This is a genomic window from Paenibacillus lautus (assembly GCF_050482385.1).
Classification (GTDB): domain Bacteria; phylum Bacillota; class Bacilli; order Paenibacillales; family Paenibacillaceae; genus Paenibacillus_AQ; species Paenibacillus_AQ lautus_B.
In genome coordinates, this window is sequence record NZ_JBCNHV010000017.1 from 62,128 (window position 1) to 76,771 (window position 14,644).

The following is a 14,644-nucleotide window of genomic DNA, read 5'->3' on the forward strand; positions in this document are numbered from 1 at the left end:
CAATTCAAACAATACAACGACATAAAAATAATTCCGCTAGGACATAAGTTCTACCTTATTGGAATTATAAAAAAACCGAGGAAAAACAGGAGTGGATACCTGAATTTCGCCCGGCTTGTAACACAACTTTAGGCTTTAACACGACTTTATAGGCTTTAAGATGACTTTAATTGCGTTGTATACCTAACGCACTAACAGTGCGCAACACTCCACATGCACCGTATGCGGAAACCTCGTCCTAGACCTACTTCAAGGTAGCAAAATCTACAAACTCCCCAGCCGCATTGAACAGCCTCACCAATGAGACGCCGTTTGTGATGGCACCCCTATGTTTGCCTGAACCTTCGTCCATCAGGACGTTACAATGTATCCCTCCTCTTGTCTGTCCCCCATCAATTGAGGCCTTACATCCACAAAGCCCTCACCAGGCTTACGCAGAGCTTCCAAAACAACCTGCGCATTATACCCGTCATGAAAATCATAAATGAGACCGGACTCTCCATTTAAAATCTGAATGATTTGCTTCACGATCGGCAGCGGGCTGATGACGTCGTTTACAGGTACTGGCTGCAGTTCGGTATCCTTGCCGCTTCGATACAGGTTGCACCAGTTCTCCAATGCCAAGGTCCCTTCTTCACCGTAGACCACCAGGGAGACACGCTCCTCCCCTTTCCGTTGGTCGGTTCCCGACAGGCGAATCTCGATATCATGATGTAATCTGAGTACAGCCTGGACACGACTTTCGGACTGATTCGAATCCGGCGGAAACTCGATCTCGCTCTTCACATGCGTAATCGGGCCGAACACCTGCTGGATCATCTGGATCCAGTGAATGCCGACCTCCAGCAGATATCCACCCTGCTGCCTTGACGTGATCCATGGATTCTTCTGCCAGGCCCTCGGCCACTGCGGAAACTCCAGGTACAGATCCATGCTTTGGATCGGGCCGATCGACTGCTCCTCAAGCAATCCCTGCAGTTTCAGAACGGCCGGGTCGAGCGGAAGCGAGAAATGAACCGCATGGAGCACATCGGCCTTCTCGGCCAGCTCCACCAGACTCCGGGCTTCCGTCAGGCTGTTGGCCAGCGGCTTCTCGCAGAAGACGTGGATGCCTTTCTCAAATGCGATCCGGGCCACATCATAATGCAGGGACGGCGGAACCGCGATATACACGAGGTCAAGGGGCACCTCGTCCAGCAGCTGGCGATAGTCGGTGTACAGCCGTGGACGAATTTCTGCTTCTGCGACTTCCCGGTTCAGACTGGATTCATCACTGTCGCAAATAGCGACTAATTCGATCTTCTCCAGATATTGAGGCAGTAAGCGGTGAATCATATGCCGGCCCATATGCCCTAAGCCGATGACGGCCATTTTTTGTTTGTTCATCCTGTTCTCCTATTCATTCACGATTGAATTTTTCCATTGAATGCCACGTCCCCTATTATAGATCAAGGTGCTGCCGCCCGTACACTTAGATATACCCGGAAACGGTACTGTTCCGTTATTCCTTTTGATCAGAACACAAGGCCCCTTTTTATGTATGCTGCCAGCTGTTCAAACCATTTTTTTGAAACTTTTCTTCAACTTCTTCTTCGCTCGCTGAACACGTTTTTTACAAGCCTCTATAGAAGTTCCGATTTCTTTAGCTGCCTCCAGCATCGAGTACATCACTATTCCCAGGGATCATGTTTTCATTCTAACTCCAAGATATTACGGAGGTACACCTGACTGCAAACTTTGTTTTTAATAACATTCTTTAACGCTTGTCCCCGGGTCGCTACATTAGAACATATATGTAATGAAAGCCAAGAGATCCAAGGTTGAAAGTATTTCGTAACCCATCACGGAATCGTGTGCCTGCCCAGCTGTTAATTCGAAGTGTAGCAGATTTCCCAGTGCATCGACCACGGCATGAATCTTGGTCAAACTCCCCTTTAAGAAACGGTTTATTTAAACCTGTTTACTTCAAAAGGGAGCATGTCGAAATCGGCAGCTTGTTCCATCATTTATAATAGCGAGGTTGCGAACTTCATCTCGGGAAAGCGGCTATCCGGTCCTTTCATTAAGTTTCCACCTTGATTTTTCAGATACATGTCGAAGAAATCCAGCATATAGGCATTAATAACGGAGCTCGCTCTTTCAGGTGTAATTTTTCCTGTAATGCCCAGTATTTTGAAAATAGGAGAAATGAACTGGACATCGGTAAAATTCAAATGCTCCGTATTTTCAATGTAGAGGACTTGTCCCCCTTCGCCGACCGTTTCGCGCATCCGTTTTAGCTCCAGCTTTTTATCTTCCGTTACTTGATCCATCCACTCTCTTGTTGAGCCCATACGGTCAAGCTCTGCATCCGTGTAAACTCGGTTATCCCTCACCATTTTTAATTGTTCAAATTCGCTTTCCGAGTGGATGAATAAAAACGGCTTTTGCAGACCCTCTCTGTCACGCAGTCGGTAAAGCCCTCCGTCCAAGTCTATTCCAGCCGTGATTCGCGGATCGTAAGAAGCGTCATAGGCCGTCGCTCCACCGATGGAATGACCAAACACCCCGACATGCTTAAGATCAATCTTTCCTTTAAAACGACTTGGAATCTGCCCCGATTGAATAAGCTCGAACTGGTCCAGCGCAAAAGCCACATCATCTGTTAAAACTTTTCCCAATTTGTCGCGATTTCCGCTTTCGGTCCGATAGTCGTGGTCAGGCGAAAATAAGTCGTTTGTTGTGCTGGTCGTGATTCGACCGTCCGGAAACTCAGTTGCAAATGTATTGAATGTGTGGTCGATCACGGCAACGATATATCCGTGACTCGCGAGATTTTCGGCCTGCGATGTATGGAGGAACCTGGAAGATCCGAAGCCGGGATTCCCAAGGATCAGCGGGTATGAAGTCTGTGCTGAAGAGACTTCGGCCCCCGAATAAGCATGACTGGATACGTACTTCAAGTGTTGAAAAGTAAACCCGGGAAGGCCATAGTTGGCAGCCATATAACGTAAAATCCCGGAATCGGGAATAAAGGGAGCATACTTGCTGGAGCCAGCTTGGGCCGGATACCATACCTGAACCATCAATTCCCTCTTGCCTGTCGCGGTTGTGCCAAATGTCTCCTCCCGGCTTGAATCGATGAAATGAAAGACTTGTGTACTTACCTTCAGCTCGCCAGTTGGCGCCGGAAAGTTGAATACGGGAAACACATAGAGGAAGCATCCCGTTGCGATTAACCCAAACCCGATAAAAAGGCGGCCCAGCACCCTACGGATTCGCGAAGCAGTCTGAACGACAGCCGGTGTTTTGAAAGCGTCTATCAGTGAAAGAATAAGCATCAGGGGCGTAAATCCGTATAAAAATAATAACTGAACCCTGTATCCTTCGACAAGCAAATGGATCACTAAAAAAATGGAGCCTGCTCCGCTTGTCAGGAGCAAAGCTGATCTTCGGATACGCTGATTGACTATGAACTGGAATGCCAACAAACACGCACTCGAAAAGAATAGCAGCATTTCAAAAAACCTCACGCCAACTCCCCCTTAAAAATAATCCTATCTAGGGAGTATTTTAGAGGAGCAGCCAGGTTGGTACCATTGATTTAGATGACAATTAACTTACACGCTTGTAAGGTTGCACGATGATGCGCGTATGGCCCCGATCATCCAAGGATAAAAAGTTATTTAAGCGCCACGCCTCTTGAAAAAAGGCATGGCGCTTTCTCAGGTAGTCAATAAATGCTGACGCTCTACCAATCCCCTGATTTTATGCCTTGCTTCCGATATTTTTGGAAGTCTAGGGTACTCGGTCCTCCTTATGAAAAAAAATTCACTCCACACCCTTCAACGACTCAATCATATGAATCCGGGTCACTTTTTTCCGAAGCATGAGGTTCGAGAGGATGGTCAGGATAAACGCCAGCGCAACCGATGCCAGCATAATTACAAGGTTTAATTGATCCGGGATTTGCTGATGCGTACTCGAAAGCGCCTGTATGATGATGGAATAGACATAACCGCTGATCGGCAGGGCGACAATGATCGCAAAAGCGGTTAATAGCATGTTTTCAGAGAAGATCAACCGGTTGATTTTACGTTTGGGATAGCCTAATACCTTCAGGGTGGCAAGCTCACGATTCCTTTCATAAATGTTGATGGAAGAGATCGTGTAGATGGCGCCAAAGGACAGAATGACGGCACAGATGATAAACATGATGAAGATAAAGCTGTTTTGCTTCAGCATATACTGTGCAGATTTCTTGAGATCATTCTTGTCTGCGATGGCATCCACCTGTGGGTCTTGTTCGAAGAAGCTGCGAACGCCCGCCAGATCTGCAGCGCTATGGACGCTCACTAACAGCGAGGAAGGATTGTAGTCGATACCCAAACTCTTCATATAGCCCGGTGTGCTGTAGAACGACGGATTCGAGTACTGTGTGGAGATATCCAGAACCTTCATATCGACGATGGTTTGGTTAAGCTCCGGTGCCGTGAATTGAATCTGGATCGTATCCCCTTCAGTAATATGATACTGATCCGCATAAGATTTCGGTACCAGCACACCATGATCTTCTAACGATATCCGATTGCCTTTTTCATCATAAAAGCGAATCAGCTCATTATCCTGCTCCGTAACCACAAGCGTAGCGTTTTCTTTGTTTTCCCCTTGGATGAATTCCACGGGATAGGTGGACAACCCATAACGATCTGCAATACCGGAGGGCAGTGCTGACATATCCGGGAAAGATCCCATCGTATAATCGACTCGTAAATCATACGTATTTACCTCTTCGATTTGGCCAGCTACCTTGAGCAGGGCCGTCTGCGTGCCAAAAGCCGTGATCAATAAAACCGTACTGACCACAACGCCAACGGAGCTCGCGAATGCTTTTTGTTTTCTAATAATGAAAAAGCCACCCCAAAAGTAATGCCTTTTGGGGCAGCAACTCATTTCAAAACACATGCTTAAGACCAAGTTGTAGCATTAACCGAAACCATACTGTACACTGAACGGTTCGCTCCACCTGCATCCCAGGTCGAATCTGAACCATTTGGTTGAAAACGATAGCGCATCTGTGAAGAGCCTCCGCCATCCAGCATGATACCAAGAGTGCAGCTAAGACTTTTCAAATATCTACGGACTTCCCAAGCGTTGGAGCTAGAAAAAACAACGAGTAATATCTTTCCATTCTTGTAACCAATAGCTGTACGCTGCCGATTAACACTTGGTTCTAACCGATAGGCATTTTCAGAGTTGTCTTTAGCTTCCGTACAAGAACTGACGGAACCGTAACCGTTAATGTCATTATAGTAAGACGTGTAATCGGTATCACCAGAACCATATGTTTTTCCAAGGTGTAGGCTATACCCCCCGATCGCCCATCTAACATTAGACCTAGTTGTGCCTGAGCTATCGAGGAAATTTTTCACCACATCAACTTTAACCGAACTAGAAGAACCAGATTGAATGTGATACATCACGCCTCGCTTTGTAGTCTTATTACAGGCGTTCGCTGTTTCTTCACTTGTCGTTCTTACCCCATAAGCCTGACCAGTACCAATTCTTTGTACTGCTACTCCAAGAAGATTTTGGCCACTGAAAAAGGTACCATTAACACCGTAAAGTCCCGACGCCATCACTGTACTGGGAATTGCGTTTACTGATACAGCATCCAAATCAGCTTCTATATACCGTACTTGCCCACCATTCCATGTCGAAGTCACTACTCTAGCTGTTGTCATTTCATTCACCCTTTCATTTTATAATCGTAATTAGAGTAATGAAATTGTTGTGGGATATTAAAGGTCATTGGATGGTGTATCCCTCACCACCTACGTCCTTCTCAACGGAATAACATTCTCTGAATATAATATATAATATAACGTTACGTTACGCAATATATTTTTGCGAAAATTATGATTATTCTTTCTCAAAACAAGTTTTCTCCCCCTAAAGAATGTGTATATGCTACCATCTCCCAAAAAGCATACATGATGAAATGTTCTATATATATTACTAAGCAGAATGTCTTGAATATAAAAAAGCCAGTTATCGATGTATCGACGCTGGCTCTAGCACGAATGGAGTTACAAAATGTCTTATTTATTGTTTAACCCTTTCTTTCTCCTATCTTCCACTCACCTTCTTCTTTAAACATTAGATATATTACTCTACCGAAATAATGCAAGTTGGTTTCAGGGTGATAAATTTCCTCATCGACTCCTACTTCCATATCTGAGTGATATTCAGATGGTCCATTGTAAAAGCTAGGATCTGATAAATACGTTATCTTGAATAGCTTGAGATATTCCTCAGTGTTGACTTGTTGGTCGTTTTTTTTCGTTAATACACTTCGATAACTCTCAGCATCTCCGGACAATGTACTTCTCATCATTCTATTTAATGCTTGAACAATCTCTAACTCATCCCCTTGGTATTGGCCTTCATCAATATAATGAGGGTTATTAAGATAAGTTGAGGGTTCTTGCTGCTGATTCTCTGGAGTTGCTTGCTCTTTATTTTCCCTCAAATTCTGCTTGTTCTCTGGTGTTGTTTGTTCCGTTTTCTCAGTTAATTGCTGAGAACCCTCTTCACTGCTTTGTGAACTTCCACAGGCTGTAACGCTTATCACTAATCCAGTCATCACAATAAAACAAAGAAAACCTTTCATTCTTTACCCTCCTTTGTAGTGATCACAAGAATTGCTTTATGAATGTTAAACGTACTCCATTAGAAAAAGTTACCTTTTCCTGTGATGTTCCAAATTCTGAGAAAATAGGACCAAAGGGAACAAATGTGAATCAAAGCCCTTTTGCTGTTCTTTCAACTTTTTTAATTAGATATTCATTCACTCTCGATGGTTTCGGGGTTACATCAATATCCCATGTGTTTTCAACAGATGACGAAAGCCCGACGTAAGATACAAATTTAACGCTTAACTTGTACTCTCCTCTATCGTCTACAGTCCCTGTCTTTTTAGCATCGATAATGTCATGGTCTAATAACGAAGGAGAATTACCACCAAGAGGAACGTAGACACGTGGGGCAATGAATGCTTTTATCAAAGCCTTCAACAATAAGGCTCTTAAGCAATTCTTTATCCTGAGCATCGTACCCTAAGATGAACAAGTCAACAACTCTCTTGACCGCAGCCCACTTCGCCGTACGTATCATTAAGGAATTGATTCCAGCTTACTAAAGTAATCAAAAACGCTTCAAAAAGCGCCCCTATGTATCTTCATTTATACTGGTGGGAAATATAACCTCAAAAAATGATCCGTAACGATACGTTATATGATATAATCATTTCACAGACAAAAAAGTAATATAATTGCAAAACTGTAACCGAATAATCTGAAACAATTTAACCAATTGGAGTCGTAAAAAATATACAATAGAGGAAACTATATCCTGATAATAAGAACATATGTTTGTAATTATTAACAAACCTAGTATAGATTAAACAAAAGGGGGCGTGACAATATGGTAATTTACCAGGGAAAATTCTCTACTAATCAATCCGATTTGTTGAATCCACTACGACTATCAAAGGAGATTCACTTACATATCATAGATATAATAGAATCAAGCCCTACCTCTAATTTTTTCTGTAAGATCAGTGAGAACTATCCCAATATGCTCATTTGTTTAGTAGAAGGAAATCAATTAGAATCGTATACAATGTGCCACATTTTTTCATTTGATCATATTGGAAATGAGTACTCTTATCAAACCGTTACAAAAGAACAGATAGCTTTCATAGAAAGCTATCTGAATGAGCTTAATCTTGCTTAGTGGACCCTTTTTGTTCTTGCATCACACGTTCATGTTCTTCTTCAATCGTTTTCGAGAGCAGGTCTGTAGCTGTCATGTTAAGCTTCTTGGCAGCTTCAGCCAATTGTTTTTTTATATAAGCCGGAACATCATAATGAAACTTCACCTTATTACCGTAAGCCAATGCCTTCTCCTCCTATTGACCGATGACTTCTTGATACTTTTTCTCGATGATACGAATTAACAATTGAGTCGCGGACATGTCCTGTAAAGCAGCCGCTTCAATCAGCTTTTCTTTGATCTCCGGTTGGAATTCATACGGCAACTTAAGTTTAGGCTCAACCATACGACCATCTAATGTTCGTTCCGCTTCAATTGCAAGATCCACTAACAACTGCAACGGCGAATCAGCCGAGACCTCTCTCCCATACTTAGGAAGTACGCGAATTAAGTATTGTTTGAGGGCTAATTGATTTTCTTCGAGAATTTCAATACTTAAGCCATCATTGTTAACCTTAATTTCGCAATCCACATTATAGCCAAAAAGGTTAATCATGTATTTCATACGAACCCTCCTTATCGCTTTTTTTATTATATAGCGAAACGTTACGTACTACAATATCTCTTCATCTTTCTTGGAGTCGATTTTCAATAATTCCGTAAATATCCCATTACCCTTCGCCTTATAATTTGCTAACAGGCCTAGCGTAGCCATAACGACCAATTGCGATTGGGATAGACCTGTGAAAAACGACTAGGACAACTGGATAAAACAATGAAATTATTAGTGAGGTCCTACAATCAGAATTCACCAAAACCCCCGCAGCCTACGGAACAAAGATCATGATCAGTAGTTAATGATTGGCTGAAACTAAAAAACTGCCAGCCGTTCTATCCCCCGACCATAATCCTACAGCATTGGATCGGCTACACTTAGTTGGACAATAAAAATAAGGGCTTGTAGAATAAGCAGATAAGATTAAAGGAGCGGATCTACAATCCCACGAGAACGACGGACATTTACATCAGAATTCAAAAAACAAATGGTGGAGCTATATGAGAACGGTAAACCTAGAGCCAATCTTACAAGAGACACCCGACAAGCGATGTATTCCATCATCAGCCTCAAGAAGGATTTCGCCGAGCTACGCTGAATGCGGACGAGATTTCCCAAAAAAAACAGACCGCCATCCGTCTGAGGGATAGCAGTCTGTTCCTACGTACGATACCTGATTTTGTCTAAAATGGAACTGATTTAACTTAGAAGCGTCTCTGAAGCTAGCGTAAACCCTTCAATCGCGACATCTTCGTCGACTTCAATCATGATGCAGCGTTTACCTTGGAAATTCACCTGTTTGACATACCTTAAATCTTGCGGGCTCACCGAAATCGTAGCTACCTTGGTCTCGATCTTAATGGATTTGGAAGTATACTTCGGCATAACGCTGGTTGCTTTCATTTCATAGTTCTTGTTGTCCACGATGGTTTCGAATGCCCGCTCCACCTTCTCGGTCGTCACGTCCTCTACGCCGCTTGCGTTCAGTACGCGCTCCAGATCTTTATAATCCAGCTTCGGAGGTTCTTCCTCCTTCGTCTCTTCGTTAATTTCGATCACCCGGTTGATTTCCTCATATACCTGTGCAATGGTGGCTGAATCGAGCTGTTCGCCGGCCACTTCCTTGACGATATCTTCGAAGATCGCACGCTCTTCCAATGCCGTCACGGATCTTTCTCCGTTCAAGACCTGTTCGACAAAATGCGGATCCGGAAAATTCGATTTTCCCGTACAATACAAAATCCGATTCACATCGGAATAATTGTCCGTCACGCTAGGGTACAGGAATCCTTGCTCCGGCGCACTTAACTTGATAATCGGATCTACTATGATATTGTACTTGAACTCCCGCTCCACATAATCGAACAAGAGCGTCTTCCGTTGTTTCTCCGTAGAATTCACGCTGCATAAAATGAAGGGATGGGCGAACACCTCGTTCTTCTCGCTCTCTTCCGCTTCATCGTTTCTCGCCTTGGTCGGCATATAATACTGTCCCCGCACGAACGTGACCACCATATCCCGCTCATACTGGGTATCCTTCAGCATTCTATCCACCAACATCAGCATCAAGTCCTGCCATTCTTCCGGATCACCCGACACGAGAGCTTGGTGAAGCATGACCTGCGCCGGTTCCTCCGCTGCGTCCTGAAACCTCAATTCGAACAATTTTTGATCCAGTTCGCCGGTCAGCAGTTTTTTGAAATTACCCATGTATAACTCTTGCTTCTCCCGATCCACCAGTTCGAACGGCAGGCGCTCCCAGTGATAGATTTCATTCGTTTCCTTCGTAATATAGACATTGAGAATATCGTAAATATTCATTAAATCGTGATCCAGCTTAAATTGCTTGCGTATATTGGCGACTTCTTTTTTGTTCATATCGGATTCGGCAGCTCCTTAGATATATTCTAGCTTATTTAGTATAAAGTATTGGAACGCAAATTTGTAAGCGATCTTGCGGCTTGCCTTGGTGTGCCTAGGGTCAATTCCCCTGTGCACCTGATCCTCTATTGTGGCATATTTAAATACCCGAGTCGAGTACATACCCTTGTGGGAACCCATACCAAAAAGAGATATCCTTACTCGAAGGATACCTCTTCTGGAAACTCAATCCTATTCATTCAAACAATCTTTGATGCTTATGAAAAAATCGGTAAAAGAATTGTACATTGTCCAGTTCAAACCATTCTGCCGTTTGCAAAATCTTGGCATCGAGATTGTAGATCTTCGCATGAAGCGTACCCAGAACAAAAGGAGAGTGCGTAGCAATAATAAATTGACTGTCGAAGTAACGCGCCAGATCGTTCATCTGCTCGGCCAGCTTGATTTGATTAGCCGGAGAAAGCGACGTTTCCGGTTCATCCAATAAATACAGTTTCCCGGGAAGCAAATATTCCTCAAAAAACTGCATGGACGTCTCCCCGTTCGAATATTTCTCTTGAGAGAATTGAATGATATCCATCTTCTTTTTGAACTCATACGACTGCTCCAGCTCTTCTACCTCAGCCTTGCTCTTTCCCTGTACGAGTTGCTCATGCAACAGCCCTTCTCGAAGCACGCTTTCCTGCTGTATTTTCTTGATTTCATACAATAAATCCTCTGACTTGATGTACCGGCTCCCGTCGGGAAGCTTATATATGGGATGCTCCTGATCATCATGCCCGAGTTGGTAGCTGCTTTCCTCGATAAACCGCTGTGCGTACATGTTGTGACCATAACTTGTCATTCGCTCAGAGCCCGCAATTCCCAATTTGTTGGCGATTAGATTTAGCAAGGTGGATTTGCCGGAGCCATTACTGCCATATAATACCGTGATTCGATCAAACAGCAGAACTTCCCCTGCAATGTGCCTGAACACATGATCGGGATATATATTCGGGTTGCTGGAAATGGTAGAAGAGAGTTTGAAGTTACTTAAATATAGCATCGCCCTCGCTCACCTCATTCAAGCACGGTCCAAATATCCAATGCCGCCAGACGAATCGCCTCATGCTCATGATTCCGGTACGTTCTTAAACGGTCGGTACAAGCCTGGTTCCACAAAAGGTACGTTCCCGCAACCTTCAGCAAAGAAAGCCCGATATACTGGGCCGCAAACGGCTGCCGATCTCTCAAATGGTCCACCAAGTCCAGAATTGCCTCCGGCCTCCAATACGCCTGGCTGGCATTGGCCACCAGAGCGATCTGCCTGTAGGCGTAATCCAATAGATGCGGATGCGTGTCCACTATTTGAATCACAGGGTCCAAATGCAGGGCAGCCTGATCCGCCTGGTTCCATTCAACCATCGCTAAATATAACTTGATCACGGCTGGTTTCAGTGTTTCTTGGGATTTAAGAGCATCGATCATGCCCGTATATAAAGGAACGAGAACCCGCCTTGCATTGGGAGGCAACGAGGTCAGCTTGTCAATCAATGCCACCAGACGCTGCCGCTCAGGAAGGTCTCTCTCCGGGGCAGCATTCCATTCGGCCTTCGTCTCCGTGTTAGCCAACTGCGTGCAAACGCCAATGACACGATCGTTCACCTTCCCGTCACGGCATGCCACAATAAGGGTATCCATCGCGGCCTTCCATCTGGCGTTATCCTCCAAATCAAGAATCGTTCTGCTCGCGGAATCCGCTACCTTCTCCTCACTTCCATTCACCCAATGGCTCATGGCTTGGAAGGCCTCTCTTGCCACAACAGCATCGGCATGTCCTGCGATCTCGATAATCAATTGCAAATACCTTGGCCGAGCCTCCACCGGAAGTCCACCAGCGTACTGGTTAAGCAGGCTTCTTGCGATATCACGCTGCGGTGAAACAGCCATGGCACTCATCAGGGTCCAGCTGCGTTCATCATCGAGCCATTGTCTGGCAGCGTGACCTATGGCGATCATCACGTCTTTGTGTACATTCGGTTTCTCGTATTCACGGATGAGAAGCGCCATGCTTTCACTGCTTTTATAAGCTCCAAGCAGTCGGATAGCCTCTTTTCTGACCGTGATTTTTAATTTTTCCCGATTCAGCAGGTCCGACAGCATAGATGTCAACATCACCGGGCTCACCCTACGCAAACATCTGGGGATCGAGTACATGGCAACCCGAGCACGGTCTCCATCCAGGTTGCCCAGCAATACAGGAAGTGCCTTCTCCGGCTCTTCCCATAACGAATATGCGTAGAGCGCTGCCTCGACGACATGCACTTCCTCATCCTGCAGCAGGACCTCCAGTTGATCGGAGCGATAATCCGGCATGACGGCCAAGCTCCGCATCGCCGCCGCACGTTCATGGAAACTTCGTTTGGCATCCAATGCCACCCGTTCCAAGAGGGAAGCTAATGCCTTTTGCTGACGCGGCAGCCACCGGTGAAACCCATTATGGGCGGGCACAACATAAATCGTTTTTCCCGATAAATGCTTGCCTTTGATGATTTGCCCCGAGATGAACGGGGTAAGCCACTCCTGACGCTTCAGATGCAGATGCATAAATACGTCGTGGAATGAGATGAAGGATGGGTCTCTGTCCAGCAGTTCTCTAACCCTCGCATCCCGAGTTCCATACGGTGCCAGCCAATAATGGACTGCCTGCGGCGAAACCATTTTGGCCTTCAGTAGTTCCTCCAGAAGAAGCTGAAGCTTCGGTAATCGATCCACGGCTTTTCCGAACAAATCAGCCATACGCAGGACCACATTGACGTTTTCGCGTTTGTTCGCTTCTACGCCAAAAGCATAAATTTCATCGAACAACGCTTCCAGTGCAGAACTGGGTATGCTGTCCCAATCCATCGAGTACAACGCAAACTGACCGTCCCGCATCGTCAATCTTCCAAACGTTCTCAAAGCGAACTTGAACAGCTCGCTCTTCGGCTCCAATGCATGTTCACGCAGGATGGCAAAAGCCAGTTTCTCCGTGGCGGACCTTGTCCCGTACGAAGTGTCCCTGGCTTCCACCACGCTATCCACCAGCACAGTCAGATCGTTCACATGTTCTTCCTTAAACATGGGAGCAGGACAGTTTGAGAGCTCGACCATCACTTGCCAGCGCACCGGATCCTGGTCGTTCTTGATTCGAGTCAGGAAGCGCAGCGTCTCATCCATTCCGCTTCGGGATAGAGCCGTACTCCGAACGAGGTGGGCATAGGCCGCAGCACGCTCATCGCTATTGGACACCTGGACGGCTTGCTCCAACTTCTCCCGCGCATGAACGATCAACAGGCGCGCCGTCGTTTCGAGCATGTCATCCTGATGATCACGAATGTCGCGAAGTTCCAGCATACGGGCAGCTTCCTTGTCGCGCAGTCGGTGCGGCAGTACATCCAGTAGCGGCATAGGGAAAATGCGTTTCTTCCGCTCGTCTTCCTTATAAGCGGCATCAAACATCGCTTCGCGACAAGACGGCGCAAGGGTATCCAGCACCTTGGCTACATGTACAGGCTGATCTGCGAGCAAGGTCGTCAGCGTGGACCACTGCGCTGTGGTGAACCATTTTCTCTTTTTCAATACTCCTGCCGGAACGCCATGATTCAGAAGATATTCCCGTGTCTCCTCACGTGTCAGCAGCTCGAATACGTCCTCAGGGCTGGCCTGAATCAGAATGCCCAATTGCTGCTTGAGTACAGGATGAATCATATCCGTCGGCCCAAGCGTAAGCGCACATTCCAACACGATCGACGGTCTTGTAACACTCAATACTTCAATCGCTGAAGAGAGCGTCCACCAAATACTGGGTTTTTCCCGATGCGTTGCGTTCTGCAAAGCATTCTTGAAATATGCTGCAACCAGATCGGGATAATACTTCGATAGGAGCCGCCAATTACGTAACGCATAACCCAGTTCCGGAAGCCTGCTGCGAACCGTCTCTTCGCTGCACACCGCCAATAATAAAGACGCTTCTTGTGCGCCCCACCGGTCAAGCACGAGCGGCAGCAGACGTTCCGCCCAATCCTGACGATATGTATTCAAGATGCTCCGCAGCAATTGGCGTCGGCAATGATACGACATCAGAGCGATTTCAGATTCAACGGAAAAGTCCGGATCTGTCACCACTTCTGGCAGTAGTCCAGCCGCCCGTCCCCTAACTCCTGCCTTGGAATGCTTCAGGGCATACAAAACCGCACGAGTATCATGCACTACACCCGCACCAGTCAATGCCAAATGCGCCTCGTAGGCGGTGCCGCTTTCGAGCAAGGATACGAGCAGCGCGGAATAATCCGCATTTCCTTTATGCTGGCGCCCCAGAAGCGCCATCCGCTTCATCCTGTCCGAATAACCCAGCGAATCCAGCTCCGTGAGCAATTGCTCTTTTTTCATCAGTTCATTGTTATATGTCAACATTTCCTCTCCCCTCGTGTA

The 14,644-nt window shown here is 45.8% G+C and carries 10 protein-coding genes and 1 pseudogene; all 11 read right to left on the minus strand.

From position 1 onward, the window contains the following. Nucleotides 1-351: 351 nt before the first annotated feature. On the minus strand, nucleotides 352-1,386 hold the full coding sequence (locus ABEW73_RS21895) for a Gfo/Idh/MocA family protein (RefSeq protein WP_430169021.1): 1,035 nt from the start codon (nucleotides 1,384-1,386) through the stop codon (nucleotides 352-354). 620 nt (nucleotides 1,387-2,006) lie between these two features. Beyond that, nucleotides 2,007-3,512 carry an alpha/beta hydrolase family protein gene (locus ABEW73_RS21900; protein ID WP_430169024.1) on the minus strand — a complete coding sequence of 502 codons (1,506 nt, stop codon included), beginning with the start codon at nucleotides 3,510-3,512 and terminating at the stop codon, nucleotides 2,007-2,009. Nucleotides 3,513-3,810: 298 nt separating this feature from the next. Next, nucleotides 3,811-4,884 (minus strand): annotated as a pseudogene (locus ABEW73_RS21905) (ABC transporter permease); the annotation flags it as partial. Nucleotides 4,885-4,946: 62 nt separating this feature from the next. Beyond that, nucleotides 4,947-5,723, minus strand: coding sequence for a phosphodiester glycosidase family protein (locus tag ABEW73_RS21910; RefSeq protein ID WP_430169027.1), 777 nt, complete (start codon nucleotides 5,721-5,723; stop codon nucleotides 4,947-4,949). 368 nt (nucleotides 5,724-6,091) lie between these two features. After that, entirely contained in the window at nucleotides 6,092-6,652 is a 561-nt protein-coding gene (locus ABEW73_RS21915; RefSeq protein ID WP_430169030.1) for a hypothetical protein, read from the minus strand. Between the two features lie 130 nt (nucleotides 6,653-6,782). Beyond that, on the minus strand, nucleotides 6,783-7,055 hold the full coding sequence (locus ABEW73_RS21920) for a hypothetical protein (RefSeq protein ID WP_430169033.1): 273 nt from the start codon (nucleotides 7,053-7,055) through the stop codon (nucleotides 6,783-6,785). Between the two features lie 707 nt (nucleotides 7,056-7,762). After that, nucleotides 7,763-7,939 (minus strand): hypothetical protein, encoded by a 177-nt coding sequence (locus tag ABEW73_RS21925; RefSeq protein ID WP_215164102.1) that lies wholly within the window; start codon nucleotides 7,937-7,939, stop codon nucleotides 7,763-7,765. Nucleotides 7,940-7,951: 12 nt separating this feature from the next. Further along, nucleotides 7,952-8,320: a hypothetical protein gene (locus ABEW73_RS21930; RefSeq protein WP_430169036.1), complete on the minus strand. Its 369-nt coding sequence runs from the start codon at nucleotides 8,318-8,320 to the stop codon at nucleotides 7,952-7,954. 690 nt (nucleotides 8,321-9,010) lie between these two features. Next, nucleotides 9,011-10,189, minus strand: a complete 1,179-nt coding sequence (locus ABEW73_RS21935) for a DUF4317 domain-containing protein (RefSeq protein WP_430169039.1) — start codon at nucleotides 10,187-10,189, stop codon at nucleotides 9,011-9,013. Nucleotides 10,190-10,427: 238 nt separating this feature from the next. Beyond that, the gene (locus ABEW73_RS21940; RefSeq protein ID WP_430169042.1) at nucleotides 10,428-11,237 is read right to left on the minus strand and encodes an AAA family ATPase; all 810 of its coding nucleotides are present in this window, start codon (nucleotides 11,235-11,237) and stop codon (nucleotides 10,428-10,430) included. A gap of 14 nt (nucleotides 11,238-11,251) precedes the next feature. After that, nucleotides 11,252-14,626: a HEAT repeat domain-containing protein gene (locus ABEW73_RS21945; RefSeq protein ID WP_430169044.1), complete on the minus strand. Its 3,375-nt coding sequence runs from the start codon at nucleotides 14,624-14,626 to the stop codon at nucleotides 11,252-11,254. Nucleotides 14,627-14,644: the final 18 nt, after the last annotated feature.